Consider the following 26,357-nt stretch of genomic DNA (forward strand, 5'->3'; position numbering starts at 1 on the left):
ATGGCGCGCTCTCTGGGGCGCGCTTTTTTCTTGTCTCTTCAGTGTGTCAGCAGGCGGCCTTGAACCAAGGCCTCAATCGACGTCCCGTGTCGCCAGAGCGCGCTCGATCTCGCGCCGGACAAGCTTGCGGAGATTGCGCGTGACGCGCTCTCCAAGAGCGCCCTGCAGTTCCTCACGTACGACCTCGGCTATCAGTTGGCGCAGCGCCTCCTCGTCGAGCGTCGCCCCGGCATGGGTGCCTCCGGTGGTGCCCCCCGTACTGACTTGGTTCGGGGCAGGCTCAGGGACGGCATCCCGGCCATCGTCTGCCTGCAAGACAATCGCCTCCAGTTCGGCGAGCTTGTCCTCGAGCGCGTGCGAAACACGCGCCTCTTCGACATCTTCACGGGTTTCGTGACCGTGCAATGCATGCAGAGCGACCGCGGTCATCTCGGCCTCGCTCTCCTGCGGACTGGTGCCCACCCCCTCTTCGGGCGTATTGCCGAAGCCGCCGGGCGCGGGGGACCGGCCGTCGTCACTTGCCCCACCGGTGGCGGGCGTGACGACGGGCCGCTCGCTTGGGTCGCTTCGAGGAGTTGTCGCCGCAGCTTCGTCAGGTTGCCCCTCCCCCCGGTCTGTACCCGTGTCCAGGGGCTCACGAGCGGAGCCGGCGGTCTCGTCCCCGGGCAGGATCAGAGGGTTATCGAGCATCATGGGTTTGGGTTCCGACCGCGCCGCATCGTCCCCGATGCGCTGCTGAGGGGTCAGCACAAGCGCAGGTACCTCTGACGCGCTGGCATCCCCACCTTCACCTGCAGGATCGCGTGTGCCTTCGGAGATCAATCGGCGGATCGAGGACAGGACGTCCTCGATCTCCGAGGCTGGTGTATGCTTCTTCATGTCGGCACCCCGATCAATTCGCGGCGAGCCTAGCTCCGGCAATACATCGGCACAACTGGCGCCCGGATAAGTTACTGTTTTCCGAGCGCCCTCAGCACGCGGTCGAGCTGCTCGCCCTGCTGGCTACGGACCGGCGCGTCTTTGACCATGTTGTAGTAGACCGAGGGATCGTAACGCTGCACGGGAAGGTCGAGCTGTTCGACGGTCAGAAGACCCATGGACGAGATCACGTTGTAGGCGGCGATGTACTGGTCCACCTGCGCCGAGATCAGCAGCGTGCGCGCGTCGAGCAGGTCCTGCTCGGCATCGAGGACGTCGAGCGTGGTCCGCGCGCCGAGCGTCGCCTCCTCGCGGATTCCCTCGAACGCGATCTGCGCGGCGCGGACCTGATTGTCGCCCGCGGTGATCGAGGATCGCGCCGTTTCGAGCGAGATATAGGCGTTCGCCACGCCCTGCCGGATCTGACGGGTGACCTGCAGAAGCTGGGCGCGCTGCTGGTCGCGCTGCGCCATCGCCTGACGCACGAGGGAGGACAATTCGCCGCCCTGGTAGATCGGCCCCGACGCGCCGAGCGAAATCGAGCCTTGCCGGCTGTAGTCGGTGCTGTCGAGGTCGGACTGGTAGCCGACCTGCCCCGACAGATTGACCGTCGGCTTCATCGCGGCTTCGGCCACGAGGATCTGGAGCTCGGCCACGGTGACGCGGTGCTGCTGCGCGACGATCTCGGGGTGGAGGCGAAGCGCCGTCTGCGTCGCGGATTGCACATTGGCCGGCACCGTCGGGAGAGATCCCGGAGGCGTCAGATCGCCGGGCCGGCGTCCGACAACCGCGAAGTATTCCTCCTGCGCGCTCGTCAGGTTCCCCTCTGCGACGGCGAGCTGGCTGCGTGCTTCGGCGAGCCGGGCCTCGGCCAGCGCAACGTCGGTCCGGGTCACTTCGCCAACCTCGAAGCGGTCCTCGGCGGCCTGAAGCTCCTCCTCGATGAGACGAAGGTTATTGCGCCGAAGGCTCACGGTCTGCCCCGCACGCCGCACTTCCCAGAAGGCGGTGACGGCGCGGAGAAGGACCTGCTGCTCGACCGACACGAGACCCTGTCGCGCGGCAAGCACGGACTCCTTCGCAAGGTCGATGCCGGTCCTCGTGCGACCGAAATCATAGACCAGGAGCTGGGCCGAAAGTCCTATGGATGCCGTGTTCGAAACCGTCGGATTGGTTGATTGCGTCGTGCCGCCCCCGGGGAGCGGGCTCGTGGTGGTGGAGCGGGACACCCCGAAATTTCGCGTGACGTCGGCGGTCCAGCTCAGCACCGGCCGCAATTGCGAGATCGCCTGAGCCACGTCCTCGTCCGCAGCGCGCAGCACCGCACGGTTCTGCTCGAGCAATCCGCTGGTCTCGTACGCTCCAACCATTGCGTCGGCGAGCGTGTCCGCGCTGACGGAACCCGCCAAGAGCACGGATGCGGCGCATGTCGTGGCGACGAGCCGCTTCAGTCCGGTGAAGGCCATGATGATGTTCCCTGCCCTGTTGGTCGTTCCGCCCGGCTCGGGTCAGAGTGCGAACGACTTCTTTTTCTCGAATCCCGGCAGTACCGGGGCGCCGGCATTGAAGCCGAACCGCCATGTGACGTGGCCATCGAGCTTGTAGCCGATTCGCGCGACGCCCAGACGATCCTCCTCGAAGACGCAGGCGATGCGGCCGCCGTCCTTGAGCTGATCGATCAATGTCTGCGGCACCTGCTCGACCGCGCCTTCGACGACGATCGCGTCATAGGGCCCGTGCTCGGGCGCCCCTTCGGCAAGCGGACCGCGATGCAGCACGACGTTGTCGACGCCCTGCTCGGACAGCAGCGTCTCGGCCTCGGAAGCGAGCGCGTCGTCCTCCTCTACGGCAACGACGGCCTCTGCGATCTCGGCGATGACCGCGGCCGAGTAGCCGTAGCCGCAGCCGATATCGAGAACGAGCATATCGCTCGACATTCCCATCCAGTCCAGCATCTTGGAGAAGGTCCGCGGCTCCAGCATGACCCGGCCCGGACCGATCGCCACGTTCTCGCTGATATAGGCGGCCTCGCTGCGGTCGGACGGAAGATACACTTCCCGTGGGATCTTCAGCATCGCCGCGATGATCGGATACTTCGTGACATCCGCCGGGCGGACCTGCGTGTCGATCATGTTCTTGCGGCGTTGGGCGTAGTCAGCCATCTGCGGAGCCTGTCCAATCGTTCCATTCCCGACACCGCTTCTGCCACATGGAGACAGTCCCGGCAATGTAGGAGCCGACCGGTGCCGCACCATAGATGTGCGCGGCTGACGCATTTGTGCGCGGCGGGAAACGGCTATTCGGGCGTGGACAGCTTCCGATCCTGCACCCCGTGGGACCGGCTGGCCGGATCGTCGACCAGCGTCATCACGACCACGATCACGGGAATGGCGACGATCCCGCCGATCGGCCCCCAGAACCAGATCCCGAAGCAAAGCACAGTGAAGACGAGCAAGGGGTTCAGCGATACGTGCTTGCCGACAAGTGTCGGCGTCACGAATTGCGCCTCGATCATGTTTAGGCAGATGAAGCCGAGCGCCGGTGCAAAGCTCATCACACCGTCGAAATTGATGAGACCGGACAGGAGCAGGCCGCAGATCACCGCGGTCGGGCCGACATAGAGCACGAAGTTCAGGATAGCCGCGCCGGCGCCCCAGACTATCGGGAGCGGCAAGCCGATTGCGACGAGATATGCCGCGAGCGCAGCCCCGAGCGTGACGTTGATGATCGAAATCGTCACGAAATAACGCGACACCAGATACTCCGCCCGGTGGAAGCGCGCTTTCAGCACACCCGACTCACCGACAGCACTCAGGCGACGCGCCAGAGCGGCGTAGACCCGGATCCGGGTGACCAGAAAGAAGTAGAGTGTGCCCGCGAAGATCAGGAATTGCCCCAGGATGATCGGAGCGAGAAAGAGCGCGTCGCTCAGCGTCGGTATCTGGGCAACGCCGTCGCCGCCCTCCTCCGATCCACCACCACCGCCGCCTCCGGCCGCAGCTTCCTGAGCCGCCCCGAGCGCCTCCTTCATCTCTTCCTGAGCGTTGTCGATCCCCTGAAAGACCCCCTGAAACTGGTAGACAAGAGACCGCAATTCGAGCCGGATCGACGGCAACTCATCGACGATCCGCCACAGCAGGGGCTCGAGCGCGAAGCCGAGGGCGGCCAGTCCTCCGACAGTGGCGATGAGGATGAGCGTCGCCGCGAAACCGCCCGGCACGCCCACGCGCTCGAGCGCGTCCATGAGCGGTGCCACGATGATTCCGATGACGATGGCGAGGGTCATGGGCGCAACGAGATCGTGCGCAAGATAGAGGACGAAACCGGATGCGATCGTCGCCAAAATGATGAGCGGCACCCGGAGACTGTCCGGGGCCGCCTGAGAATCGGGTCCGCGTCCTCGAAGGGCCAAGCCTATTTGCGCCTTGTCGTGCGGCCAGCACTCACACCAACGAGAAAGCCCTCGATGAGCTGGACCAGAGCCGGCGCTGTCGCCGCTCTAGGCGCTGCGACCGGCGCGACGTGCAACCGAGACACAAGCTTTCCGATGCCCATCGCGATGAGCCCTACCGCCACGAAACCGCAGCCCAGCACGGTCGCGGCGAACCGCGGGTCGCGAAGCTCGGACAGCACCATCCAGAGTGCGGCGGCGAGAAAGCACATGCCGATCAGCACAAATATGAGCCCGGCCATCGAATAAACGGCTCCCCGCACCTTCCGGCGCATGAGAGCCTCGTAATACGCAAAAATGGCCATCTTACTTGCGGCTGGTCAGCAGTCCCGCGAGGAACCCCGCTGCGACGGCAATGCCAAGCGCCGTGCCCGGCTGGCGGCGGATCGCCTCCAGAAGCTCGTCCTGGGTCTCGTGCGCCTTCGTCTGCACGTCGTGCCAGCGCGCCTCACCTTCCTGCCGGACCTTGCCCATGCGCTCGCGCGCGGCGGCCAAGGTTTCGTCCTTACGACGGACTCCGATCTCGCCGAGCAGTTCGGTGATGTTCGCAAGGTCCTGACGCAGGACGGAAACCTGATCCGCCAGCGCGTCGCTGTCGCGTCCTGCGGCCTTGTTCGCCTGCGCTTCGATGTCTTTTAGCTGTGTCTCGGCCATGATGATCCCCGGAAGCTTGATGTTCAGGAAGAAACTGCACCGCGGCGACAAAGTTCCCCTTCGCAGCGAGACGAAATCGGCTTGACCAGCCCGGCCCGAAGTCCTAACCCCTTCCGCACTTCGGCGAGTTGGCGGAGTGGTTACGCAGCGGATTGCAAATCCGTGTACACCGGTTCGATTCCGGTACTCGCCTCCAAACTCATCTGTGGCCCTATTTTACTGATTTTGTTAGCCATTTCAGCCAGAGCGGCCCTGCGACGTACATTACGGCTGACACTATGGACCATGTCCCCGCCACCAAGTGAACTAAACTGGCACCCAGCGAACATCAGCCTCCGAGTTGGCAGGTACTAAGTTGTGATAACGGTACCGAAACCGGCGAATAGCCCCGTGTCCTGTGGCCGCCTTCTCCGCTAATTTTGAAGCGAGGAGGCCATGATGAGCAGCAGCAGGTTCAGCGACGCGTTCAAGGGAGACGCCGTCGCGCAGATCACCGAGCGGGGCTACCCGGTCAGGGAAGTGTCGGGCCGACTCCAGGTCAGCCCGCATTCGCTCTACGCTTGGAAGAAGAAGTTCGCGACGGCTTCGCCGGGAGAGGCTGAGAAGGGCTCCGAGATCCGGCGCCTGAAGAGGGAGCGGGCGCGGGTCTCGGAGGTGCGTGACATCCTAAACCGGGGAGGATCGGGAAACGGTCCGGGGGAACCGTTTCCTCGACGAAGGGCTCCACCGTTGTCCGCCATCGGTCCGAGGACAATGGCGAGCGCGTATTTCGTCAGGGATGCAAAGTGAGATAGGCGTTCGTGGCCGAGCATCGCGGGCAGTTCTCCGTCCGGGAGATGTGCCGGTGTCTGCGCATCCACCCCGCGCGACCTGAACCACCAAGACGTGGGGACCGGAGACTGAACGCCTAATAAACGAATATCCCATTGGAAGGGATGTATCTTTTCGGGATCATGGCTGGGGTGGTAGGATTCGAACCTACGGTACACGGTACCAAAAACCGCTGCCTTACCGCTTGGCTACACCCCAACTGGCGGGCTATCTACGCTGGTCGTCGGAAGGGATCAAGAGGGCGGATGGGAAAAATGAGGCACCTTACGAGGCGTCGCGCTTCGTCCCGATGAAGGCATTACCCGGCGCGAGAGCGACGCGCGCGCGGCCGTCTCCCTTCGCCGCGTAGAGCGCAGCGTCTGCGGCGTCGACGACCGAGCGGCTTTCCGCACCCGGCACGCCGCCCCCATAAGCGATGCCCAAACTTGCGGAAACGGAGAGAGATGTGCCGCGGAACTGAATGGGGGTCTCGATCTGCCGGATGAGCCGCTTGCCGGCCGCGATAAGCTCGTCGGGCCCAGGCGGATCGGGAAGGATCAGCAGAAACTCGTCGCCGCCGAGACGCGCGGCCGTGTCCCCGAGCCGCGTGCACCGACCGAGGTGACCGGCAACGATGCGAAGCACACGGTCTCCGGCGGCATGCCCCTCGCCGTCGTTCACGAGCTTGAACCGGTCGAGGTCGATCTGGATCACGGCAAAGGGCACCCCGGTCGCGGAGAGACGGTCGAGCTCCTCCTCCGCGCCGCGGCGGTTCAGCAGGTTGGTGAGCGGATCGGTCTTGGCACGCGCCTCGGCAGCCAGCCGCGCCGATTGGAACCGGTTGTTGAGGCGGATCGCCGATTCCATCGCAGCCGACTTCGATTCAATCAGAAAGAGAAGCTCCACCGTCTGGTCGGTCGGGGGAAAATCGGCCCCGGTGAGCGTGTGATGCCGCAATGCCTCGGCCACGGAGATGCCGAACGACAGATCAAGTACCCCGCCTCCCGCGCCATCGGGAACGGCGTGGCCCACAAAGATTGTTCCCGGGCGATGGCGAAGGCGAAGACGCAATCCCCGCGAGGAGTGCCTGATGAGGTCCGCGACGCTGCCGATCCCCCGCGGACGCAGCGGCTCGAAGAGCTCAAGGAGCTGATGCTCCTGCGGATCACGCGGCGCGAGCAGTTTTCTGAGCGTCGGACCTGACCTTCGGATCGCGCCGTCCCTGTCGAACCACAGATGCATCGGACGCAGCGCATCGAGCATCTCGGGGGTGAGCGTCATTGCGTACATCTCCCCCCCCTGCCGAGAGAGCCAAGGACAAAGTCCCTCTCCTCGGCATAGTCCGACTGGATGATCGAGACGTGCAGACTGCCACCGCCCGCGACGCGCGCATGTTCCAGAACCGCGAGCACACCGTAATCGTCCGCCATGGCACGCACGAGGCCAGCCAGCAGATGCGAGAACCAGGGCAGGTCGCCGCGACAGCGGATCACGAACCGGTCCTCGCGCTCTTCGGTTACGTCGATCTCGGGCAGATGCACGTCGAGGAGGACAAGCCTCGCACGATCGGGCAGGTCCTCGAGCGAATAGAGAAAATCGACGAAATCCGTTCCGCAGAAGCGGAGAAGGCGCCGGATGGCCTGAGCATTGGGATGCGAGACGAGATAGGTGCCGACATCCTCGAGAACAGCATCGATGGGTCGGCCGAGCTCGGTCGCGATGGCCTCCATCAGGCGATCCGTCAGTTCCGCATCGTAGCGCAGCAAAGCCTCGAATTCCGGCGGGGCGACTTCGGCCCGCCGGACCACCACGGCCCAGCATGCCGCGCCATAGGTATCGACGATGAAGACCTGCAACGTCCTGTTGATCAGTCCGTGCATCAGTTGTGCCCCCGCTCCAGACGCGGGCATCTTGACCGGTGCACTTGAACGGTCCGTTAAGGCTTCGATTGTATCGAAGCGGCAGAAAGGCGAGAATGCGCCTCAGGTCCAGTGGATGGTCTCTCCGCCGGGAAGGGCCGCACGGGCCTGCATCGGAACGGAATAATCGGTTCCCGTCTCGTCGCAGAACCGGCCGACCCAGGCATCGTCCATCAGCAGGAAATCAAGGACGGCGGCCTGGAACGCGGGATCCGCAAGACCGTCACGCAAGGTCGCTTCGTCGGCGCCGGTCGAGCTCATGAAGACCGGCAGAAGATCCTCGTTGCCGGCCAGCCAGGCGATAGCCTGAAGGCCCACAATCTCGGCTTCGTTGCGCGACATCGCCATTTGTCCGGACCCCCGAAACGGTTTCTTAACCAATCCCAATAGAAACTGAGGCAAGCCGGACGGCAAGTGCGCGCGGACGATCGGTCCGGAGCCACGATGAAAGGGAAGGAATGTCTGGACGCATCCTCATCTGCGACGGGACTGCGACCCACCGCATCGTGTTGCGCGTGAAGCTCGGCACGGCCTGCTACGAGGTGGTCCAGGCCGATAGCGGCGCATCGGCGCTCGACGCGGCTCTGCGCGAGAGACCCGACCTCGTCATCGTCGCCGATACTCTGCCCGACATGACTGCACGGGAGCTCTGTCGAAGACTGCGGCCGCTCGGAGCCGGCGGCGAACTCCCGGTGCTCGTGATCGAGGATATGCCGAGCCCCGAGATGCGGCTCGAAGCGCTCCGCGCGGGGGCCGAGGACACGCTGTGTCGACCGATTTCGGACATGATGCTCTTTGCGCGGTTGCGAAACCTTCTGCGGGCGCGCGAGGCGGAGCGCGAGCTGCGGATGCGGGACGAGAGCGGCGTGGCGTTGGGTCTTGCAGAGGATGCCGCCGGGTTCACGGCCCGCAGGCGTGTCGCGCTCGTGCATTCGGGAGAGCCGTTTGCGGCCCCTCTGGCGGATGCGATTGCGGCGCAGGGCGGGGTCGAGATCGTGCCGGCCACGCGGCAGGAGATCCTGCGCGGCGATGCCGGCCGTCCGGACGCTGTGTTCCTGCTCGATCCTTGCGGCGGCCAGGCCCTCGACCTGGTGAGCGAGCTGCGTGCACGTCCCGAAACGCGCCGTGCCGGCATTCTTTTTGTTACCGCGGCCGATGATGCGCATGCCGCCTCGCGTGCGCTCGATCTCGGCGCGGATGACGTGGTGATCGGCGATGCCCTGCCCGAGGAGATCGCGTTGCGGCTCGACCGGATCATCCGGCGCCGCGCGGTGGAGGCGCGGCTCCGCTCAACAATGGAAGAGGGGCTGCGGGCGGCGATGACCGACCCGCTCACCGGCCTGCGGAACCGGCGCTACGCCCTACCCCATCTCGAGCGCGTGGACATGCGCGCACGGGAGTCCGGGCGGCCCTATGGCGTGCTCCTTGCCGATATAGACCAGTTCAAGGCGATCAACGACACCTGGGGCCACGCGGCGGGTGATCTGGTTCTGGTCGCAATCGCGCGACGGCTTCGGGAGAACCTCCGCGGCGCAGACCTCGTCTCGAGGCTCGGCGGAGAGGAATTCCTCGTCACCCTTCCGGACACCGACGCGCCGCAGACCCTTGCCATAGCCGAGCGGCTCTGCGCGCGGATGCGCGAGGCACCGATCGAGATCGCGCCATGTCACCCCCCGATCGCGGTCACCGTCAGCATCGGGGCGGCGACCGGGCCCGAAACCGGAAGTCCCGATGCGGAAAGCCTGATCAGGATGGCCGACAGTGCACTTTACACCGCGAAGACAGCCGGCCGCGATCGCGTGACCGCGATCGGAGCGCTGCCGACACCGGTCGCGGCCGAAGCGCCTCAGCGTTTCGAGATGTCCTCGATCTCGCGCAGGAGCCGGTCGGCATAATCGGCTCGAGCTTCCGGCGACATGTCGGCCAGGTAGTCGAGCAGAACCTGCTGTCCCCGCGCCCTGCCCTCACGGGACCTCATCGCCTGCGTGTTGAGCACCTGAGCAAGAGCGTCCCTTTCGAACGGGTCTTGCCGCAAGGTGGTCGCCGCCTGTTCGTAGCCGTCGAGAAACCGTTCCCGGAAAGCCTGTCGGCGCTCGCCACGATCTTTCTCGTCATGGCCCATTTCCTCGCGAAACGCGCGGCGCAGGTCCTGACGCTGGTCGTCGGTGAAGGCCCGCAAGTACAGAAAGCCTTCGTGCCCCGGCCCTCGGCCGCCGCGATGAGGGGGGCCGTCCCGCAGCACCATACCCGCGAAAAGGCCGGCGATGGCCAGGTTCACCGCCAGCGAAAGATAGAGCCCGACCTTGAGCCAGCGCACCTGCTTCGGCGTGTCATTCATCGCTCAGTCTCCGAGGAACGCCAGGTCATAGGCGCTGACGGGATCCACCAGGGCGGCGGACGTCTCCGCCTCGTCCCCCCATAATGCGGCGAGAGGAGCCTCGACGCCGCTCGGCGGCGCTATCCCGATCCACAATCCGGCAAGGGTCGCCGCCGCAAGCCCCCCCGCTTCGACTCCGTGCCGCCGGAAAGCTCCGAGAAGCCGACCGAGCACGGTGCCGCCCCCGGACGACATGGCCTCGCGCCGATCGATTTCGGCCCCGGCATCGGCGGCGATGCGCGTCAGGAAGTCGGCGGGCGGTTCGGGCGCGTTGGCGCGCGCGGCCGCGAAGAACTCCTCGAGGTCGGGGCCGTTGTGGTCAGGTGTCTTCGTCGACATATCCAAGCTCCTCGCGTCGGCCCGAGAGAATTGCTTCGAGGGCCCGCTTGCCCCGCGCGGTCAGACTTTCGACCGCACGCGGACTGATGTCCATGATCCGGGCGATCTCGGGATTGCCGAGGCCCTCGAGATGACGCAGCACGACCGCCTGACGCTGCCTGTCCGGAAGCGCGGCGAGCGCTTCATCCAGAGCCGCCGAGCGGTCGCGCTCGACCATTCGTGCGGTCACCGAGGGCGCCCCGTCCTCGGGCTCCGGGGCCTCCTCCAGCCGTCCGGCCTTCCGCCGCCGCATTCGGTCGATGCAGAGGTTCGCCGTCACCCGGAAGAGCCACGTCGTCACCTTCGCCTCTCCTTCGCGCCACTCCGGCGCAATACGCCACAGCTTCAGGAGAACCTCCTGCGCGACGTCCTCGGCCTCCGTCCGGTCGCCGAGAAGGCGCGCGGCATGGGCATAGACGCCGGGCGTCAGGCGGAGGGTCAGCGCGCGCGCCGCCGCACGGTCGCCGGCAGCGTACCGCGCCAGCAGCTCGTCGTCGCCGAGTTCGCTCATCACATCCAGTGGCACCTGTCCCTGCCTCTAGCGCTTAGACCCGCACCGTTCCGGGCGCAATTCCGGGCGGGAGCTTCCCGCCCGGCGAAAAGTGCTTACTCGTCGCCCGCCCCCGTCTCTTCGGGCTCGCCACCGCCGTGACGCATCCGGCGCATGGCCTCTCGTCCTGCCTGCATCTCGCCTTCCGAGAGCGCGCCGTCGCCGTCGGCATCGAGACGTCCGAAGATGGCGCCGCGGTCCATCGTGTTTCTCATCTCCTCGAGGTTGACGGAGCCGTTGCCGTCACGGTCGAGCCGCTCGATCATGCGCTCCGCGCGGGCCTGGCGCCGCATCGCCCGGCGCTGCTCGGCATAGGCTGCGGCTTCCTCGACCGTCACCTCTCCGTTTCCATCCGTGTCGATCGCGGCAAAGCGGGCGGCGGAAGGATCGGTGAATTCCTCCTCGCTCACAACGCCGTCACCGTCCACGTCGAGACCGGCGAACCCATGCTCCCCGTGCGGGCCGTGACCCATGCGACGCGCATCGTGGCGCTCGCCGTGGTGCATGCCATGGCCGCCTTCCTTCGGCTGCGCCGACGCGCCGCCCGCGGCGACGGAGACCGTGACGAGCGCCAAGGCCAGTGCCGAAGAGATCCATTTTGCGGTTGTCATTCCAGGGGTCCTTCCCGATAATCCGTAGTGCGAACCGCTGTGTCCGGTGCGGTTCTGAGGGGTGATACGGCAGCCCGGCAATGTTCCGTCGCCGCAGGCATCACGGGATCGGGAGCCGGGCGGCATTTGCGACATGCCGCCGCAACGACCGGCGGCCTCCTTTTCAAGCCGGGCCTCCGCAGTCATGGTGCGCCACGTATCAAGAAGGGATCGACGATGTCACGCGACGCAACCGCGCCCGAAGAGCGCGAGACCTGGCCCGCTTTGCGCCGGGGCTGGCGACGCCGCTGCCCGAGCTGCGGCAGCGGTCCGCTGCTGCGCGGCTACCTCAAGGTCCGCGACACGTGTCCGGCCTGCCGGGAGGAGCTACACCATCATCGCGCCGATGACGGGCCGGCCTACCTCACGATCCTGATCGTGGGACATCTGATGGCGCCGCTCCTGCTCTTCGTCTTCGAGACGTGGCGGCCCGAACCTCTCACGCTCTTCACGATCTTCGCGGTTGGCTGCGTCGGGCTTACCCTCTACCTTCTGCCCCGGCTGAAGGGCGCGATCGTCGCGTTCCAGTGGGCGCGCGGCATGCACGGGTTCGGGTCCCACCCGGAGCCCGATCCCCGCCCCTGACGGGAGAGACCATGAGCGACAAGACCGGAACGCCGATCCGCGACGCCGCCACGGTGATCGTCCTGCGCGACCGCGAGTCCCGACCGCGCGTGCTGATGGGTCAACGCGGAGCCGGGGCCGCGTTCATGCCCAACAAGGTGGTGTTTCCCGGCGGAGCAGCCGATGCGGGTGACGCCGCCGTACCGCTGGCAGCGCCCCTGACACCGCTTTGCGCGGCGCGCATCACAGAGGATGCCGTGTCCTCCCACCCGAACGTTCTGGCCACGACCGCGATCCGAGAGCTCTTCGAGGAAACCGGGCAAATACTCGGTCGCCCCGGTGACTGGCCCGGCACACCGCCGTCGGACTGGACCGACTTTGCGGCAACCGGGCACGTGCCGGATGCGAGCGCGCTCCAATTCGTCTTCCGTGCGATCACCCCGCCGGGAAGGCCGCGGCGCTTCGATGCACGGTTCTTCCTCGTGGATGCGGGTGCTCTTGCCGGCGATCCGGACGATTTCTCTGCCGCCTCGGACGAGCTCTCCCATCTGCAATGGGTGGCGCTCGACGAGGTGCGGGCGCACGATATGCCGTTCATCACCGAGGTGGTTCTGGCCGAGGTCGCGGCCCGCGCCGCCGATCCCGAGCCGCCGGCGTCGGTGCCCTTCTTTCGCAACGACGACGAGGAGAGCCTCTTCCTGCGTCTCGGAAAGCGCGCGCCCCTGTCGGGACGCGCCTGAGGCGAGGGCGATCGCTCGCCGCCGACCTGATCAGATTTCCGACTTGAGCGCTTCGGCGAGATCCGTCCGCTCCCACGAAAAGCCGCCGTCGGCTTCGGGTTCGCGCCCGAAATGGCCGTAGGCCGCCGTGCGCTCGTAGATGGGCTTGTTGAGATCGAGATGCGTGCGAATGCCGCGCGGGGTCAGGTCGATGACCTTCGGGATCGCCGCCTCGATCGCGGCCGGATCGACCCCGCCGGTCCCGTGCGTGTCGCAATAGATCGACAGGGGTTTCGCCACGCCGATCGCGTAGGAAAGCTGGATCGTGCAGCGCTCGGCAAGGCCGGCGGCCACGACATTCTTCGCAAGGTACCGTGCGACATAGGCCGCGGAACGGTCCACCTTCGAGGGATCCTTGCCCGAAAATGCCCCACCGCCGTGGGGAGCGGCGCCGCCATAGGTGTCTACGATGATCTTGCGGCCGGTGAGGCCCGCATCCCCGTCCGGGCCGCCGATCACGAAGGTCCCGGTCGGGTTCACCCACCATTCGGTCTCGGGCAGGATCCAGTCGGCGGGCAGCACCTCCCGGATATAGGGCTCGACGATGCGCCGGATGTCCTCCGAGGTCTGTCCCTCGTCGGTATGCTGCGTCGAGAGCACGATCTGGGTGACACCGACCGGCTTGCCGTTCTCGTAGCGCACGGTGAGCTGCGACTTGGCGTCGGGGCCGAGCATTGGCTCCGAACCGGATTTGCGCGCCTCGGCCAGCCGCTTGAGGATCTGGTGCGAAAACTGGATCGGCGCGGGCATGAGCGCTTCGGTCTCGTTCGTTGCGTACCCGAACATGATACCCTGGTCGCCGGCGCCCTCGTCTCCGCGCTCGCCCGTCACGCCTTGAGCGATATGCGCGGACTGCTCATGCAGCAGGTTGGTGATCTCGCAGGTGGCGTGGTGGAACTTGTCCTGCTCGTAGCCGATGTCCTTGATGCAGGCGCGCGCGATGTCGGGGATGCGCTGCATGTAGTCCTTCAGCTTTGCCTGGTCGGCAAGACCGACCTCGCCGCCGATGACCACGCGGTCGGTGGTCGCGAAGGTCTCGCAGGCCACACGCGCAAGCGGCTCCTCGGCCAAGAGCGCGTCAAGAATCGCGTCGGAGATCCGGTCACAGACCTTGTCGGGGTGCCCCTCCGACACGGACTCGGACGTGAAATAGTAGGACTGTCGAGACATGAATGATCGCTCCATTGAATGTTCGCTGCCACGCCAGGAAGCCGTTGTGGCAGGGATGGGCGAGGACGCGACATGCGCCTCGTCAGGGTCTATCGCGACCCCGAAGGCGGTCATGGCACAGAGCGAGAACAAGCGCCAGTGCCAAGGTGATGCCGAGGGCGAGGAGGTCACCGGTTCGGCTGTACAGGGTCGGAGGACCGGCTACCGGAATGGCGTGATCGACGTGGCCGTGCACGCCCATCGGCATCTGCGCCAGCACCCGTCCGCCTCGGTCGATCACCGCGGAAACACCGGTATTGGCCGATCGCAGCAGCGGAAGCCCCTGTTCGATCGCCCGCATCCGCGCCTGGGCAAGATGTTGGTAAGGCCCCGACCACGTGCCGAACCACGCATCGTTGGTGAGCTGCAGCAGCATTGCGGGCCGCGCGGGGGCACCGCCCACATCCTGCGGAAACACCGCTTCGTAGCAGATCAGCGGCAGCGCCGCCCCAAGCGGCCCCAGATCGAGGAGACGCGGTCCCGGGCCGGCACTGAATCCGCCTTCCGCGCGCGCGGCGAGTCCCGATACTTCGATATGCTCGAAGAACCAGCGCGCCGGCATGTACTCTCCGAAGGGGACAAGGTGATGCTTGTCGTAGACGTCGACGACGCCGCCCTCGGGGCCGAGAGTGATGGCGGAATTGTAGTAGCGCCCTGCCTCTTCGCGCTGAATGCCGACCACCACTGAAGCGCCGCGCGCTGCTTCCTCGAGGATTGCGAGGGCTTCTCCGGCGTGATTCAGCAGACCGGGGAGCGCCGTTTCCGGCCAGACGACGAGGTCCGGGCGCGGTTCGGCGGCTGTAGCCTCGATCTGCCTGTTGAAGAAGACCGGTACGAGGTCGCGGCGCCACTTCTCGTCCTGCGGCGCATTCGGCTGCACGAGACGGACCAAGGGTCGCTCCGAGAGATCGTCGAGAGCTGGGGTCAGCGCCATACCGCCGCCGAGAAGCAGAGCGCCGAGCGCCAGCGCGAAGCCGCCGGAATAGAGATTGCGCACGGCCGCGGCATGTGCCGCGAGTGCGGCGAGGCCGAGTGTCGCGACGGTGAGCCCGTGGGGCCCGATCAACGACGCCCATTGAGCGGCGGGGCTCGGCGTCCAGACATAGCCGACGAGCCCCCAGGGGAACCCCGTCAGGACATAGGCACGGGAAAGCTCCGCAAGCGCCCAGAAAGGCACGATGAGGGACGGTATCCTCAGCCGCCACGCGGCCCAGGCCGGCGCTGCCCAGAACAGCGCCAGCCCCCCGGCAAGACCGACAAGGGCGAAGGGGGCCATCCAGCCCGTCACCGCGGCATCGACGAAAAACGGTTCGACGATCCACATCATCGAAAGGCCGAAATATCCGGCGCCGAATGCCCATGCCGTTCCGGCAGCCTGCTTGGGCGAGACCGCCTGACGCAGGACCAGAAACAGTCCGGCGAGACCGCAGAGCGCCACCGGCCAGAGGTCGAACGGCGCCTGTCCGAGCGCAAACATGCCCCCCAGGCCCGCCGATGTCGCGACGCGTGCCCAGGGTGTCAAATCGGCAAACGCGGCTCGCGCGCTCGTGTCAGCCATTGCTGGCGGCAGCGCCTCCGGCCCCGCGCGACGCCAGCGAGGCGGCGGTTCCGGGCGCGCCCGGCAGGCGAACACGCAGGCGCTTGATGCGACGCGGATCGGCGTCCACCACCTCGAATTCGACACCACCCGGATGCAGCACCACCTCGCCGCGCGTCGGTACATGTCCGGCGAGGATGAAGACGAGCCCGCCAAGCGTGTCGATCTCCTCGGGGTCGATGTCCTGCCCGTCGGTGAGAGCCATCTCGATCTCGGCCTCGAACTCTTCGAGAGGGGTCTTGGCCGTCGCGATGTAGCAGCCCGGCTTCTCCTCGGAGAAGTTCTTGGCCTCGTCGGTGTCGTGCTCGTCCTCGATCTGGCCGATGACCTGCTCGATGAGGTCCTCGATTGTCACGAGGCCGTCGACGCCGCCATATTCGTCGATCACCAGCGCCATGTGCCGGCGTTCGGTCTGCATCTTGGTAAGCAGGACGCCGATCGGCATCGACGGCGGCACGAACAGCAGAGGACGCAGGAGACGCTTCAGATTGAAACGCGTGTCCGTGCCGTTAAAGCCGTGCTTCAACGCAAAATCCTTGAGATGCGCCATGCCGATGGGCGTGTCGAGCGTTCCCGAATAGACCGGAAGACGCGTCATCCCGCTTTCGCGGAAGACCTGCACCAGGTCGTCTCGAGTGATCGTGTCCGGCACCGCCACGATGTCGGCCTTCGGGATCGAGACATCCTCGACCCGCATGCGGCGAAGGTTGGCGAGCCCGTGCGACCGTTCGCTGCTGTCGCTTCGCTCTTCGCCGTCGTCGCCATCCTCGTCGTCGCCATTTTGGCCAAAGCCGAAGAAGCGTTTGAAAAAGCCGCCGTCGGCCGCGTCGCCGTTCAGGTCGGCATCCGTCTCACGCGCGCTCTGCGCCGCGTTAGACGAGTCTTCGTTGTCACCCATCTCTCTCAGTCTGTCCTCAATCCTACGGCCGCGCCGCGCCCGCCTTTTCGGCACATGGGTCGGCGATGCCCAATTTGCAAAGTATGTCAGTCTCGAGCCGTTCCATCAACGCCGCGTCGCCATCTCGGACATGATCATAGCCCAGAAGGTGCAACGTTCCATGAACGATGAGGTGCGTGACGTGGTCCGGCAGGCCGATCTGCCCCGCTTCGGCCTCGCGCAGGCAGGTCTCGTAGGCGATCGCGATGTCGCCGAGCTCGGCCGAGCCGAAAACGTCCGCCTCAGGCGGGGGGAGAGGAGCGTCACCGTCCTCCGCCGCCGCGAGATTTTCTGCCGGCCAGCTCAGCACGTTGGTCGGCACCGGCTTGTCGCGGAACTCTGCATTGAGGTCGGCGATGCGGGCGTCGTCGCAACCGAGCACGGCGATCTCGTAATCTTCCGGGCGAAGTCCGAGATGGACGAGTGCAGCTTGCGCCCCGGTCTCGGCCACCGAGGGCAGATCGAGCGCGTGCCAGCGCTCATCATCGATGATCGTGTCGGTGATCACATGCTTCGCCGGCGGTCAGCCCCCGGCCCCCTGGAGTATTTTATGCCAAGAAGCAGGACGCGCATGTCAGCCGCCCTGCTCGGCATCCTTGTCGTAGGCGTCGATGATCTTGGCGACGAGCGGGTGCCGCACCACATCCCTCGCGGTGAAGTAGTTGAACGAGATCCTGTCGATCGATGACAAAAGCCGTTCGGCATCCTTCAGCCCCGATTGCACGCCGCGCGGCAGGTCGACCTGGCTGCGGTCCCCGGTGACCACCATGCGGCTGCCCTCGCCGAGGCGGGTCAGGAACATCTTCATCTGCATCGAGGTCGCGTTCTGCGCCTCGTCGAGCACCACGAAGGCGTGGGAGAGCGTGCGTCCCCGCATGAAGGCGAGCGGCGCGATCTCGACCGTCTTCTCCTCCATCATGCGGGCGAGCTGCTTGCCGGGGAGGAAGTCGTTCAGCGCGTCGTAGAGCGGCTGCATGTAGGGATCGACCTTCTCCTTCATGTCGCCGGGCAGGAAGCCGAGCCGCTCTCCCGCCTCGACCGCGGGGCGCGAGAGGATGATCTTGTCCACATGGCCCTGCAGGAACATGTTCACGCCGACCGCCACGGCGAGATAGGTCTTGCCGGTGCCCGCGGGGCCGATGCCGAAGGCCAGCTCGTTCTCGTAGAGCGCGCGAACGTAATCCTTCTGTGCCTCGGTGCGGGGCTCCACGAGCTTCTTGCGGGTCTTGATCTCGACGCGGCCCTCGGCGCCGAACATGTCGAGCTGATCCGCGGGGGCCTCGGCGGGCGCGCTCATGCGGAATTCCCGGTCGATATCGCCGCCCGAGACTGTCTTGCCCTGCTCCAACCTCTGATAGAGCGCGTGCAGCACGTCCGACGCCTCTTCCTGCGCAGCCGGCTCGCCATGCACGGCGAGCACGTTCCCACGGCGCAGGATCTGAACCCCCAATCGGGCTTCTATGTCGGTGAGGTTCTTGTCGAACTCGCCACAGAGCTCGATCAGAAGGCGGTTGTCGGGAAATTCAAGGACGGCGTCGCTAAGGGTCGCGGTGCTCACGCAGGTCTCCGGTCTGGGCGGTTGCTCTCAACGTGGCAACGCAGCTCGGACAAAGCAAGCGGCACGCACGCTCGGGGATGCGAAATCGCGATGACGGCGCGGAAATGCGCCAGCCATTCACGCAAGCTCGCCCTTGAGAGAATTGGGGCCGCTCTCGGTCACGCGGACGCGGCGCATGTCCCCCGGCGCGATGCCCTCGCCGGTCACGTGGACAGCGTGCAGGTACTCCGACTTGCCCGTCATCTGCCCCTGCATCCTTCCGGGCTTCTCGAAGAGCACGTCGACTTCGCGCCCGACCATCGCGTCCTGCAGCTCGCGCTGCTGACGTGTGAGGAGCGCCTGGAGGCGCTGCAGGCGGTCGGATTTCTCGTCCTCGGGCACCTGCGCGCGCTCGGCGGCGGGGGTACCTGGCCGGGTCGAGTACTTGAACGAGAACGCAGAGCCGTAGCGGACCTCTTCGATGAGTCGCATCGTGGCCTGGAAATCCTCCTCCGTCTCTTCGGGGAAGCCGACGATGAAATCGCCGGAAAGATGCAGGTCGGGACGGGCCTCGCGTAGGCGCTCGATCAAGGCGAGGTAGCTTTCCGCGGTGTGCTTGCGGTTCATCCGCTTGAGAACCCGGTCGGAGCCCGACTGCACGGGCAGGTGCAGGTAGGGCATGAGCTTCTCGCACTCGCCGTGGGCGGCGATGAGGTCGTCGTCCATGTCGTTCGGATGCGAGGTGGTGAAGCGGATGCGGGCGAGACCGTCGATCGTTTCGAGCTCGCGGATGAGCCGCGCAAGCGACCAGTCGCCACCCTGCCCCGCTCCGTGATAGGCATTCACGTTCTGACCGAGGAGCGTGATCTCGCGTACGCCACGCTCGACGAGGTCACGCGCTTCGCTCATGACCTGCTCCACCGGGCGCGACACCTCGGCACCGCGGGTATAGGGCACGACGCAAAAGGCGCAGAACTTGTCGCAGCCTTCCTGCACGGTGAGGAAGGCTGTGGGTCCGCGCTTCGCCTTCGGACCTCGGCCCTTGAGCGCGGCGAACTTGTCGTCCTCGGGAAAATCGGTGTCGAGCGCCTTTGCGCCGGTGCGGGACTTCGCCTCGAGCTCGGGCAGGCGGTGGTAGCTCTGCGGGCCGACGACGAGATCGACCATCGGCTGCCGGCGCATGATCTCCGCGCCCTCGGCCTGCGCGACGCAGCCCGCAACGCCGATCCGCAGGTCCGGCTTTTCGGCCTTGAGATCCTTGTAACGGCCGAGCTCGGAGTAAACCTTCTCGGCCGCCCTCTCGCGGATGTGGCAGGTGTTGAGCAGGATCATGTCCGCATCGTCGGGCGTGTCGGTCGCGACATACCCCTGACCCGCCATCGCCTCCGACATGCGCTCGCTGTCGTAGACGTTCATCTGGCAGCCATAGGTCTTGATGTAGAGCTTCTTGGGGTGCGTCATCCGGGCCTCCCGCGGGCGGAGTGTCGGGGAAATCAGGCGCGGCCTATAGCGCGGATTGCCCCGCTCTTGCAATGCGCCCGGGTACCCGCAGAAAGGCCGACCCCTCCCATCTCGCCCCGGAGGAGCCGGCGGTCGCCTCCCCCATCTGATGCGGACGCCGGGCCTTGCGGGTCAGTCGAACTCTTCGGTGATGATATCGCTCTTATCGACGCCGATGTCCCTGAGCGCGGCCGAGACGTCGTCGAGCATTGCGTCCGGTCCGCAGACATAAGCCTTGCCCTCGCCCGGCGTGACATGCTCGCAGAGCATCGCCTTGCCGATCTCGGTTGCATAGAGTGGGCTCTCCTCGTCATCTGTGACGACGAATACGCAAGACAGACCATCCATGCCCTCGAACGTGTCGCGCAGGATGATGTCCTTCTCGGTCTTGTTCGAGAAGATGAGCGTCGAGCCCTTAAGCGTTCCGTTTTCGTGCAGGCGCTTGCGCAGGATGGCGATGAAAGGCGTCACGCCCGCACCACCGGCGATGAACCAGCCCGGCCCCTGATCCGAGATCGCGCCCCATGGCTCGTCCACCAGAACCTTGTCGCCCGGTTTCATCTGGCCGATCCGCTCGGTCACGCCGTCATGGTCGGGGTACGACTTGATGACAAATTCCAGCGTTTCCTCGCCGGGCAGGCTTGTGAAGGTGAACGGCCGCTTCTCCTCGCGCCACCCGTCGAGATCGAGCGCCATGTCCGTCGCCTGGCCGGGCACGTATTCGAAGCCCTCGGGCTTGTCGAAGACGAGGTGGTTGGTGTCGTGGGTCACGGGCTCGATCGAGCGAAGCGTGAGCGTCTGGGTCATATTCATCTCCCCTGAACTGTCGTCGGACATCAACAGCCCGGCCGCGGGGAGGTTCCTTGGGCCCGTCGCCTGCCGCGTCAGGGAGCGAGGAAACTCACCAGAGCAATGGCGATGAGCATCGCGGCCATGAGGGGAAACAGCCGTGCCAGAAGAGGAGAGCGCGAGGGCGCGGCATCCGGCACACGCATGGCGCTCGCCCCGGTGAAATCCAGGGGGTGATGCTTGCGCCTGCGAGTCGGGTAGGAGTGAGTAGACCGTGCCATGCGGATATCTGGGCCGTTAACCAAGACATCCGTATGGCAAAAGTAAGTCAATCAAAGGTTGTCGAATTGCGGCATCCCGAGGACGTGGAAGCCGCCATCGACGTGGATGACCTCGCCCGTCGTGTATGCGCCGGCATCCGAGGCGAGCCACACCGCGGTGCCCCCCACCGCCTCGAGCGTCGCGTTCGAGCGGAGCGGTGAGTTGACCTCGGTATGCTTGTAGCTGCGCCGGGCACCGCCGATGGCCGCGCCTGCGAGGGTCTTCATCGGCCCCGGTGAGATCGCGTTCACGCGAATGCCTTCCGGCCCGAGATCGTTCGCGAGATAGCGCGTCGTCGATTCGAGTGCGGCCTTGGCGACACCCATGACGTTGTAGTTCGGCACGACCTTGTTGGAGCCCTGGTATGTCAGGGTCAGCATCGTCCCGCCGTTCTCGGTCATCATGGGATGGGCGCGCCGCGCCACCTCGATGAACGAGTAGCACGAGATCTCGAGCGAGTGCTTGAAGTTCTTGCGCGAGGTGTTGATGAACCGGCCCTGCAGCTCCGACTTGTCCGAGAATGCAACGGCATGGACGAGGAAGTCGAGGCTGTCCCAACGCTCCTTCAGCGCCGCGAAGGCCGCATCGAGGCTCTCGTCGTCGCAGACATCAACGTCGAAGAGCATGTCCGATCCCACGCTCTCGGCCAGAGGCTTCAGCCGCGCGCCGAAGGCGGCACCCTGATGGGTGAAGGCAAGCTCGGCCCCCGCCTCGTGCATCGCCCTGGCGATCCCCCAGGCGATCGAGCGATCGTTGGCGACGCCCATGACCAGCCCGCGCTTGCCCGTCAGATTTCCCATATTCCTGTCCGTTCTGATTGTCCGGTTTCGTCCCGCGCGATCAGTCCCGATAGCGGGACAGCAGCATCGACCCGTTCGTTCCGCCAAAGCCGAAGGAATTGGTCATCACCGTGTCGAGGCCCGCGCCATCGACCCGCGCTGTCGCGATCTCTTCCGGACGGATGCCCGGATCGAGGGTGTCGACGTTGATCGACGGGCAGATGAAGTCGTTTTCGAGCATCAGGAGACAGTAGATCGCCTCCTGCGCCCCGGTCGCGCCCTGGCTGTGGCCGGTCATCGATTTCGTCGAGGAGACGGGCGGCGTTTCGCCTTCGCCGAAGACGCGGCGGAGAGCCTCGATCTCGCCGACGTCACCGACGGGCGTCGAGGTGCCGTGCGCGTTGACGTACCCGACCTTGCGATCCTCAGGCAGCATGTCGAGCGCAAGGCGCATCGCCCGCTCCCCGCCCTCGCCGGACGGCGCGACCATGTCGTGCCCGTCGGAGGTCGCTCCGTAGCCGGTGATCTCGGCGTATATCTTCGCGCCCCGCGCCTTGGCGTGCTCGAGGTCCTCGAGGACGAGCATGCCTCCGCCCCCGCCGATGACAAAACCGTCCCGATCGGCGTCGAAGGCGCGGCTGGCCTTCTCGGGAGTATCGTTGAACTTCGAGGACATCGCCCCCATCGCGTCGAAGAGGCACGAAAGCGTCCAGTCGAGCTCTTCGCCGCCGCCCGCGAACATCACGTCCTGCTTGCCGAGCATGATCTGCTCGGCCGCGTTGCCGATGCAGTGCAGCGAGGTCGAACAGGCCGAGGTGATCGAGTAATTGACGCCCTTGATCCGGAACGCGGTCGAGAGGTTGGCCGAGATCGTCGAGGACATGCATTTCGGCACGGCGGTCGGCCCGATGCGCTTGGGCGAACCGGACTTGAGCACCGTCTGATGCGCGCTGAACATGGCGCTGGTCGACGGCCCGCCCGAGCCCGCGACTAGGCCGGTGCGCGGGTTGACGACGTCGCTCTCCTCGAGCCCCGCATCCGCGATCGCCTGGGTCATGGCGATATGGGCATAGGCGGCGCCCGGCCCCATGAAGCGAAGCGTGCGCTTCTCGACATGATCCTTGACGTCGAGTTTCACGTCTCCCGCGATCTGGCTGCGGAACCCGTGTTCCTTCATCTGCTCGTTGGCGGTGATGCCCGAGCGACCTTCCTTGAGGGAGGCCAGCACTTCCTCGGCAGTGTTGCCGATGGACGAAACGATCCCGAGCCCGGTGACGACGACGCGGCGCATGCATGCTCCCCTCATTGGTGCATGTCGCTTCCTAAGGGACAGGTCGGAGCGGGGCAAGTGCACTGCGCGGCTGCCCTAGGGGCCGGTCAAATGCTGGACCGGCGTGATTGGCATGGTCGCGTGCATCAACGTCCTGCCCTGCAGGAGCCCGAGCAGGCACAGGTCGCAAACCGTACCGGCGTAATGCGCGTCGAAGCAGTACACCCAGTTCGCCGGCGATCAGCTTTCGGAAAGCGCGACCTTCATGTCCTTGACCTGGTAGATCGTCTCGCCGTCCGCCTCGACGCGGCCGTCTGCGACCCCCATGGTCAGGCGGCGGCTCTGCACGGCCTTGGTGAAGTCCACGTAATAGGTCAGCATCTTGCGGTCGGGCCGGACCATGCCGGTGAGCTTCACCTCGCCGACGCCGAGCGCATAGCCCTTGCCCTGCCAGCCGCGCCAGCCGAGGTTGAAGCCGGTGAGCTGCCACAGACCGTCGAGCCCCAGGCAGCCCGGCATGATCGGATTGCCGGGGAAGTGGCATTCGAAGAACCAGAGGTCGGGCTTGATGTCGAACTCGGCGACCACGTGCCCCTTGCCGTGCGGTCCGCCGTCACCCGAAATGTCGGTGATGCGGTCCATCATCAACATCGGCGGCAGCGGCAATTGCGCGTTTCCGGGGCCGAAGAGCTCGCCCCGCGCGCATTTCAGAAGGTCGTCCTTGTCGAAGCTGGTCGGATAATCGGCCATGTGCGGCGGGCGCCCTCTTCCCTGTAGGTCCATTGATCGGCGTCCGTCTATCACCGCCGCGCGAACGGGCGCAAGTCTGCCGCACCTTTGGCGACGCGCACGCCCTCCGCTGTGATTCCATTTGAAATATCAGGGTCCGAGACATTATATGTCAGGTGCAAGCGAGAAAACGGAACCTGATTTGACGATGACGTCCGAAGCACGAAAGCGCGGGACCGAGTGGCTCGGTCAGGCCGGTCTCCGGCCCACCCGTCAGCGCGCGGCGCTGGCCACGCTGCTCGTCGGTGACGGCCACGACCGTCACGTCACGGCGGAAAGCCTCTTCGCGGCGGTGAAGGAGACCGGCGAGAAGGTGTCGCTCGCAACCGTCTACAACACGCTGCGCGCCTTCTGCGATGCGGGGCTCATGCAGGAAGTCACGGTCGACGGTTCGAAGAGCTATTTCGACACCAAGGTCCACGACCATCCGCACTTCTTCTGGGAGGAAGACGGACGGCTCACCGACGCTCCCGCCGATCAGCTCGAGATCGCCCGCCTGCCCGACGCGCCAGAGGGCGCCGAGATCGCGAGCGTCGATGTGGTGATCCGCCTGCGCCGGCGCGGATAGGCAGTCAGATCGGTTGCCCGGCACGCCAGACCTGCCTCAGGTCGAGATCGTCGGAGAGATGCACCATGTCGCCGCGGCTCCCCGGCTGAAGGTAGCCTAAATCGCCGCGCCCGATTGCGTCTGCAGGACGCGACGTCGCGAGCGCCAGCGCGTTTTCCACCCGGCTCCCGGCACTCAGAAGCATCCGCATCGCCCGCGGCAGATCGAGATCCGCCCCGGCAAGCGTTCCGTCCTCTAGCGTAAGCCTGCCGTCCGAACGGGTGATCTCCCGTCCGTTCAGCGTGAAGCGCGTCGCGTCCGTGCCAGCGACCGCCATCGCGTCGGACACGAGGAACAGGCGCTGCGGCTTCGCGACGACCGCGATGCGCAATGCGGCAGGGTGGACGTGCACGCCATCCGCGATGATCCCCGCCCAGAGGTCGCGGTCGAGCGCCGCGCCGACAAGGCCCGGCGAGCGATGCCCAAGCTGGCTCATCGCGTTGTAGAGATGCGTGACCATGGAGGCCCCCGCCGCGACGGCTGAAGCAGCCTCCTCGTAGCTTGCAGCGCTGTGTCCCAGGGACACGATGGCACCCGCGTCTCGCAGCTGGCCGATCTGATCCGGTGTCGCCGCCCCCGGCGCAAGAGTGACGATCAGCGTCGGCAGACGGCGGGCCGCGGCGACCAGCATGGCGAGATCAGCGTCATCCATGGGCCGGATCAGCGCCGGATCATGAGCGCCGGCCTTCGCAGGGTCGAGATGAGGACCTTCGAGATGCAGCCCGCCCACTCCCGGAACGCCCTCGGCGATGGCAGCATCGATCGCGTCGATGGCCGCGAGAGTCACCTCGCGCGTGTCGGTGATGAGCGTCGGCACGATGGTGGTGCTGCCGAGCCGCCCATGCGCCTCGGCCATCACTCGCAGGGTCCGGACATCCGGATGGTCGTTGAGCATGACGCCGCCGCCCCCATTCACCTGCAGATCCACCAGACCCGGGGCCAGAATTCCGCCGCCAAGATCAACCCGTTCCAGGTCCCGGATCTCGGTGTCGGGCCGCAATGCGGTCACCCGGCCGTCCGAGAGGACAAGCGCCAAACCGTCATGAAGGCGCGTCCCGTCGAAGATGCGTGCTCCGGTATAGGCGGTTTCGGTCATGCGCCCTCGCTTGCATAAACGCGCGCGAGCGCAAGAGCCCCGTCGAGCGCGGTCCCTCTGGGCGCAATCAGTGCCGAAGCAAGCGGCGCCGAAAGCCAGGCGGCGTAGGTCTCCGCGAGCCCGCCGATGAGGCAAAGCGGCTCGCTCGACTGCCAGCCGATCGCATGCAGCGCTCCCGCGATATAGTCTGCGCCTTGCGAAAGAATGGCGGCCGCATGCGGATCACCTTGCCCGGCCGCGGCCACGCGCGGCGCGAGTCGAGCGTAGTCCGAGGGTGCCGCACTCGCACCGAACCGTACGATACCCGCGACGCCGCCCAGTTCCCCGAGCAGCTCATCCGTCAGCGGCGAGGCTTCGGTCAGGCCTTCCGCCGCGTGCAGGGTGCGCCTCAATGCCTCGCGTCCGAGCCAAGCGCCCGACGCCTCGTCCCCGAGAGCGAGCCCGTGTCCGCCGATGGCCTGCGCAGTCTTCCCTTCGAGCCGTGCCGCAAAGGATCCGGTGCCGAGGCCCACCACGGCCCCGTCCGCCCCTCCCAGCGCCCCTTCGAGCGCCGCCCGCCAATCCTCTTCGATCCGCGCTTGGGGCAGAGACAGCGCGCGGGACACCTGCGCGGCGACGTCGAGATCGATGACGCCGGCCAGGGCGAGACAGCAGGGACATTCGGAAGCATCGACTCCAGTTTCGCTTTCGAGCGCTGCAAGGCCGTCGCGAAGCACGGCGATCGCACCATCGAAATCGGAAAAGACGTTCGCCGGACCGCGCTCGATCCGGCGCTCGCCGCCCGGACCCGACAGCAGGAACCGGCACCGGCTGCCGCCCCCGTCGACCGCGATCACATGACTACCGGACCCCATGACCCGCCTTTCGCAGCTCTTG

Annotated in this window: 30 protein-coding genes, 2 tRNA genes, 1 pseudogene and 1 riboswitch; of the genes and pseudogenes, 6 read left to right on the top strand and 27 right to left on the bottom strand. The window is 66.0% G+C overall.

Features of this window, described 5'->3' with window-relative positions:
- Positions 1-72: 72 nt before the first annotated feature.
- The 6 genes from OCH239_RS09380 to OCH239_RS09405 all read right to left on the bottom strand — a co-directional run bounded on the left by OCH239_RS09380 (position 73) and on the right by OCH239_RS09405 (position 5,023).
- Positions 73-879 carry a hypothetical protein gene (locus tag OCH239_RS09380; RefSeq protein WP_037261590.1) on the bottom strand — a complete coding sequence of 269 codons (807 nt, stop codon included), beginning with the start codon at positions 877-879 and terminating at the stop codon, positions 73-75.
- Positions 880-950: 71 nt separating this feature from the next.
- On the bottom strand, positions 951-2,384 hold the full coding sequence (locus OCH239_RS09385) for a TolC family outer membrane protein (protein ID WP_037261593.1): 1,434 nt from the start codon (positions 2,382-2,384) through the stop codon (positions 951-953).
- 42 nt (positions 2,385-2,426) lie between these two features.
- Entirely contained in the window at positions 2,427-3,080 is a 654-nt protein-coding gene (locus tag OCH239_RS09390; protein ID WP_037261595.1) for a protein-L-isoaspartate O-methyltransferase family protein, read from the bottom strand.
- A 134-nt stretch (positions 3,081-3,214) separates the two neighbouring features.
- The gene (locus tag OCH239_RS09395; protein WP_051489400.1) at positions 3,215-4,276 is read right to left on the bottom strand and encodes an AI-2E family transporter; all 1,062 of its coding nucleotides are present in this window, start codon (positions 4,274-4,276) and stop codon (positions 3,215-3,217) included.
- Positions 4,277-4,332: 56 nt separating this feature from the next.
- On the bottom strand, positions 4,333-4,674 hold the full coding sequence (locus OCH239_RS09400; RefSeq protein WP_037261597.1) for a hypothetical protein: 342 nt from the start codon (positions 4,672-4,674) through the stop codon (positions 4,333-4,335).
- A gap of 1 nt (position 4,675) precedes the next feature.
- Complete coding sequence (locus OCH239_RS09405) at positions 4,676-5,023, bottom strand: ElaB/YgaM/YqjD family protein (protein WP_037261883.1); 348 nt, start codon at positions 5,021-5,023, stop codon at positions 4,676-4,678.
- 122 nt (positions 5,024-5,145) lie between these two features.
- Here OCH239_RS09405 and OCH239_RS09410 point away from each other — a divergent pair.
- Positions 5,146-5,219: transfer RNA gene (locus tag OCH239_RS09410), tRNA-Cys, on the top strand.
- Between the two features lie 239 nt (positions 5,220-5,458).
- Positions 5,459-5,889, top strand: a pseudogene (locus tag OCH239_RS09415) (transposase); the annotation flags it as partial.
- Between the two features lie 88 nt (positions 5,890-5,977).
- Here OCH239_RS09415 and OCH239_RS09420 read toward each other — a convergent pair.
- The 4 genes from OCH239_RS09420 to OCH239_RS09435 form a co-directional block, all read right to left on the bottom strand.
- Positions 5,978-6,052 (bottom strand) — tRNA-Gln (locus OCH239_RS09420).
- Positions 6,053-6,118: 66 nt separating this feature from the next.
- Positions 6,119-7,114, bottom strand: coding sequence for a GGDEF domain-containing protein (locus OCH239_RS09425; RefSeq protein WP_051489402.1), 996 nt, complete (start codon positions 7,112-7,114; stop codon positions 6,119-6,121).
- Positions 7,111-7,713, bottom strand: coding sequence for a heme NO-binding domain-containing protein (locus OCH239_RS09430; protein WP_037261602.1), 603 nt, complete (start codon positions 7,711-7,713; stop codon positions 7,111-7,113). Before OCH239_RS09430 ends, OCH239_RS09425 begins: the two co-directional genes overlap by 4 nt.
- A gap of 102 nt (positions 7,714-7,815) precedes the next feature.
- Positions 7,816-8,100 carry a DUF3572 domain-containing protein gene (locus tag OCH239_RS09435; RefSeq protein WP_037261604.1) on the bottom strand — a complete coding sequence of 95 codons (285 nt, stop codon included), beginning with the start codon at positions 8,098-8,100 and terminating at the stop codon, positions 7,816-7,818.
- Positions 8,101-8,210: 110 nt separating this feature from the next.
- Between OCH239_RS09435 and OCH239_RS09440 the strand changes: the two genes are divergently transcribed.
- The gene (locus OCH239_RS09440; protein ID WP_051489403.1) at positions 8,211-9,647 is read left to right on the top strand and encodes a diguanylate cyclase; all 1,437 of its coding nucleotides are present in this window, start codon (positions 8,211-8,213) and stop codon (positions 9,645-9,647) included.
- Here OCH239_RS09440 and OCH239_RS09445 read toward each other — a convergent pair.
- From OCH239_RS09445 to OCH239_RS21685, 4 genes are all read right to left on the bottom strand, one after another.
- Positions 9,599-10,090 (bottom strand): periplasmic heavy metal sensor, encoded by a 492-nt coding sequence (locus OCH239_RS09445; protein ID WP_037261606.1) that lies wholly within the window; start codon positions 10,088-10,090, stop codon positions 9,599-9,601. The two genes, OCH239_RS09440 and OCH239_RS09445, sit on opposite strands and share 49 nt — an antisense overlap.
- Positions 10,091-10,093: 3 nt before the next feature.
- A complete protein-coding gene (locus tag OCH239_RS09450; RefSeq protein WP_037261608.1) occupies positions 10,094-10,468 on the bottom strand; it encodes a hypothetical protein in 375 nt (124 codons plus the stop codon).
- Entirely contained in the window at positions 10,449-11,018 is a 570-nt protein-coding gene (locus tag OCH239_RS09455; protein ID WP_037261610.1) for an RNA polymerase sigma factor, read from the bottom strand. Before OCH239_RS09455 ends, OCH239_RS09450 begins: the two co-directional genes overlap by 20 nt.
- A gap of 95 nt (positions 11,019-11,113) precedes the next feature.
- Positions 11,114-11,668, bottom strand: a complete 555-nt coding sequence (locus OCH239_RS21685) for an EF-hand domain-containing protein (RefSeq protein WP_051489404.1) — start codon at positions 11,666-11,668, stop codon at positions 11,114-11,116.
- A gap of 216 nt (positions 11,669-11,884) precedes the next feature.
- Here OCH239_RS21685 and OCH239_RS09465 point away from each other — a divergent pair, with 216 nt between their 5' ends.
- Positions 11,885-12,292 (top strand): DUF983 domain-containing protein, encoded by a 408-nt coding sequence (locus tag OCH239_RS09465; protein WP_037261612.1) that lies wholly within the window; start codon positions 11,885-11,887, stop codon positions 12,290-12,292.
- 11 nt (positions 12,293-12,303) lie between these two features.
- Positions 12,304-13,011, top strand: coding sequence for an NUDIX hydrolase (locus tag OCH239_RS09470; RefSeq protein ID WP_037261614.1), 708 nt, complete (start codon positions 12,304-12,306; stop codon positions 13,009-13,011).
- 30 nt (positions 13,012-13,041) lie between these two features.
- Here the strand turns inward: OCH239_RS09470 and metK are convergent, their stop codons facing one another.
- The 11 genes from metK to fabA form a co-directional block, all read right to left on the bottom strand.
- Positions 13,042-14,220 carry a methionine adenosyltransferase gene (gene metK, locus OCH239_RS09475; protein ID WP_037261616.1) on the bottom strand — a complete coding sequence of 393 codons (1,179 nt, stop codon included), beginning with the start codon at positions 14,218-14,220 and terminating at the stop codon, positions 13,042-13,044.
- Between the two features lie 7 nt (positions 14,221-14,227).
- Positions 14,228-14,276, bottom strand: a riboswitch (SAM-SAH riboswitch).
- 26 nt (positions 14,277-14,302) lie between these two features.
- A complete protein-coding gene (gene lnt, locus OCH239_RS09480; RefSeq protein WP_051489405.1) occupies positions 14,303-15,817 on the bottom strand; it encodes an apolipoprotein N-acyltransferase in 1,515 nt (504 codons plus the stop codon).
- Positions 15,810-16,754 carry a hemolysin family protein gene (locus OCH239_RS09485; protein WP_037261617.1) on the bottom strand — a complete coding sequence of 315 codons (945 nt, stop codon included), beginning with the start codon at positions 16,752-16,754 and terminating at the stop codon, positions 15,810-15,812. Before OCH239_RS09485 ends, lnt begins: the two co-directional genes overlap by 8 nt.
- Before the next feature lie 22 nt (positions 16,755-16,776).
- Positions 16,777-17,301, bottom strand: coding sequence for an rRNA maturation RNase YbeY (gene ybeY, locus OCH239_RS09490; RefSeq protein ID WP_037261620.1), 525 nt, complete (start codon positions 17,299-17,301; stop codon positions 16,777-16,779).
- Between the two features lie 66 nt (positions 17,302-17,367).
- On the bottom strand, positions 17,368-18,351 hold the full coding sequence (locus tag OCH239_RS09495; RefSeq protein ID WP_037261622.1) for a PhoH family protein: 984 nt from the start codon (positions 18,349-18,351) through the stop codon (positions 17,368-17,370).
- Between the two features lie 117 nt (positions 18,352-18,468).
- Positions 18,469-19,791 carry a tRNA (N6-isopentenyl adenosine(37)-C2)-methylthiotransferase MiaB gene (miaB, locus tag OCH239_RS09500; RefSeq protein ID WP_037261624.1) on the bottom strand — a complete coding sequence of 441 codons (1,323 nt, stop codon included), beginning with the start codon at positions 19,789-19,791 and terminating at the stop codon, positions 18,469-18,471.
- 171 nt (positions 19,792-19,962) lie between these two features.
- Positions 19,963-20,637: an FAD-binding oxidoreductase gene (locus OCH239_RS09505; protein ID WP_037261626.1), complete on the bottom strand. Its 675-nt coding sequence runs from the start codon at positions 20,635-20,637 to the stop codon at positions 19,963-19,965.
- A 77-nt stretch (positions 20,638-20,714) separates the two neighbouring features.
- Positions 20,715-20,900, bottom strand: a complete 186-nt coding sequence (locus OCH239_RS22625; RefSeq protein WP_157577840.1) for a hypothetical protein — start codon at positions 20,898-20,900, stop codon at positions 20,715-20,717.
- Between the two features lie 51 nt (positions 20,901-20,951).
- The gene (locus OCH239_RS09510; RefSeq protein ID WP_037261628.1) at positions 20,952-21,740 is read right to left on the bottom strand and encodes an enoyl-ACP reductase FabI; all 789 of its coding nucleotides are present in this window, start codon (positions 21,738-21,740) and stop codon (positions 20,952-20,954) included.
- Positions 21,741-21,780: 40 nt separating this feature from the next.
- Positions 21,781-23,010 (bottom strand): beta-ketoacyl-ACP synthase I, encoded by a 1,230-nt coding sequence (gene fabB, locus OCH239_RS09515; RefSeq protein WP_037261631.1) that lies wholly within the window; start codon positions 23,008-23,010, stop codon positions 21,781-21,783.
- A 219-nt stretch (positions 23,011-23,229) separates the two neighbouring features.
- Positions 23,230-23,739: a bifunctional 3-hydroxydecanoyl-ACP dehydratase/trans-2-decenoyl-ACP isomerase gene (gene fabA, locus OCH239_RS09520; RefSeq protein WP_037261634.1), complete on the bottom strand. Its 510-nt coding sequence runs from the start codon at positions 23,737-23,739 to the stop codon at positions 23,230-23,232.
- Between the two features lie 187 nt (positions 23,740-23,926).
- On the opposite strand from fabA, the gene irrA reads away from it, so the two are divergent.
- Positions 23,927-24,346, top strand: coding sequence for an iron response transcriptional regulator IrrA (irrA, locus tag OCH239_RS09525; protein ID WP_037261893.1), 420 nt, complete (start codon positions 23,927-23,929; stop codon positions 24,344-24,346).
- A 4-nt stretch (positions 24,347-24,350) separates the two neighbouring features.
- Here irrA and nagA read toward each other — a convergent pair whose 3' ends face one another.
- Positions 24,351-25,481, bottom strand: a complete 1,131-nt coding sequence (nagA, locus tag OCH239_RS09530) for an N-acetylglucosamine-6-phosphate deacetylase (protein WP_037261637.1) — start codon at positions 25,479-25,481, stop codon at positions 24,351-24,353.
- On the bottom strand, positions 25,478-26,335 hold the full coding sequence (locus OCH239_RS09535) for a glucosamine kinase nucleotide-binding domain-containing protein (RefSeq protein ID WP_037261639.1): 858 nt from the start codon (positions 26,333-26,335) through the stop codon (positions 25,478-25,480). The genes nagA and OCH239_RS09535 overlap by 4 nt, the downstream gene beginning before the upstream one ends.
- Positions 26,336-26,357 lie beyond the last annotated feature (22 nt).

The sequence above is a fragment of the Roseivivax halodurans JCM 10272 genome (assembly GCF_000521785.1).
In the GTDB taxonomy this organism is placed as follows: Bacteria; Pseudomonadota; Alphaproteobacteria; order Rhodobacterales; family Rhodobacteraceae; genus Roseivivax; species Roseivivax halodurans.

Bases quoted from the DNA above. Each gene is read 5' to 3' on its own strand.
- OCH239_RS09380 (WP_037261590.1), bottom strand. From the start codon at position 879: ATGAAGAAGCATACACCAGCCTCGGAGATCGAGGACGTCCTGTCCTCG.
- OCH239_RS09385 (WP_037261593.1), bottom strand. From the start codon at position 2,384: ATGGCCTTCACCGGACTGAAGCGGCTCGTCGCCACGACATGCGCCGCA.
- OCH239_RS09390 (WP_037261595.1), bottom strand. From the start codon at position 3,080: ATGGCTGACTACGCCCAACGCCGCAAGAACATGATCGACACGCAGGTC.
- OCH239_RS09400 (WP_037261597.1), bottom strand. From the start codon at position 4,674: ATGGCCATTTTTGCGTATTACGAGGCTCTCATGCGCCGGAAGGTGCGG.
- OCH239_RS09405 (WP_037261883.1), bottom strand. From the start codon at position 5,023: ATGGCCGAGACACAGCTAAAAGACATCGAAGCGCAGGCGAACAAGGCC.
- OCH239_RS09425 (WP_051489402.1), bottom strand. From the start codon at position 7,114: ATGACGCTCACCCCCGAGATGCTCGATGCGCTGCGTCCGATGCATCTG.
- OCH239_RS09430 (WP_037261602.1), bottom strand. From the start codon at position 7,713: ATGCACGGACTGATCAACAGGACGTTGCAGGTCTTCATCGTCGATACC.
- OCH239_RS09435 (WP_037261604.1), bottom strand. From the start codon at position 8,100: ATGGCGATGTCGCGCAACGAAGCCGAGATTGTGGGCCTTCAGGCTATC.
- OCH239_RS09440 (WP_051489403.1), top strand. From the start codon at position 8,211: ATGTCTGGACGCATCCTCATCTGCGACGGGACTGCGACCCACCGCATC.
- OCH239_RS09445 (WP_037261606.1), bottom strand. From the start codon at position 10,090: ATGAATGACACGCCGAAGCAGGTGCGCTGGCTCAAGGTCGGGCTCTAT.
- OCH239_RS09450 (WP_037261608.1), bottom strand. From the start codon at position 10,468: ATGTCGACGAAGACACCTGACCACAACGGCCCCGACCTCGAGGAGTTC.
- OCH239_RS09455 (WP_037261610.1), bottom strand. From the start codon at position 11,018: ATGAGCGAACTCGGCGACGACGAGCTGCTGGCGCGGTACGCTGCCGGC.
- OCH239_RS21685 (WP_051489404.1), bottom strand. From the start codon at position 11,668: ATGACAACCGCAAAATGGATCTCTTCGGCACTGGCCTTGGCGCTCGTC.
- OCH239_RS09465 (WP_037261612.1), top strand. From the start codon at position 11,885: ATGTCACGCGACGCAACCGCGCCCGAAGAGCGCGAGACCTGGCCCGCT.
- OCH239_RS09470 (WP_037261614.1), top strand. From the start codon at position 12,304: ATGAGCGACAAGACCGGAACGCCGATCCGCGACGCCGCCACGGTGATC.
- metK (WP_037261616.1), bottom strand. From the start codon at position 14,220: ATGTCTCGACAGTCCTACTATTTCACGTCCGAGTCCGTGTCGGAGGGG.
- lnt (WP_051489405.1), bottom strand. From the start codon at position 15,817: ATGGCTGACACGAGCGCGCGAGCCGCGTTTGCCGATTTGACACCCTGG.
- OCH239_RS09485 (WP_037261617.1), bottom strand. From the start codon at position 16,754: ATGGGTGACAACGAAGACTCGTCTAACGCGGCGCAGAGCGCGCGTGAG.
- miaB (WP_037261624.1), bottom strand. From the start codon at position 19,791: ATGACGCACCCCAAGAAGCTCTACATCAAGACCTATGGCTGCCAGATG.
- OCH239_RS09505 (WP_037261626.1), bottom strand. From the start codon at position 20,637: ATGACCCAGACGCTCACGCTTCGCTCGATCGAGCCCGTGACCCACGAC.
- OCH239_RS22625 (WP_157577840.1), bottom strand. From the start codon at position 20,900: ATGGCACGGTCTACTCACTCCTACCCGACTCGCAGGCGCAAGCATCAC.
- OCH239_RS09510 (WP_037261628.1), bottom strand. From the start codon at position 21,740: ATGGGAAATCTGACGGGCAAGCGCGGGCTGGTCATGGGCGTCGCCAAC.
- fabB (WP_037261631.1), bottom strand. From the start codon at position 23,010: ATGCGCCGCGTCGTCGTCACCGGGCTCGGGATCGTTTCGTCCATCGGC.
- fabA (WP_037261634.1), bottom strand. From the start codon at position 23,739: ATGGCCGATTATCCGACCAGCTTCGACAAGGACGACCTTCTGAAATGC.
- irrA (WP_037261893.1), top strand. From the start codon at position 23,927: ATGACGTCCGAAGCACGAAAGCGCGGGACCGAGTGGCTCGGTCAGGCC.
- nagA (WP_037261637.1), bottom strand. From the start codon at position 25,481: ATGACCGAAACCGCCTATACCGGAGCACGCATCTTCGACGGGACGCGC.
- OCH239_RS09535 (WP_037261639.1), bottom strand. From the start codon at position 26,335: ATGGGGTCCGGTAGTCATGTGATCGCGGTCGACGGGGGCGGCAGCCGG.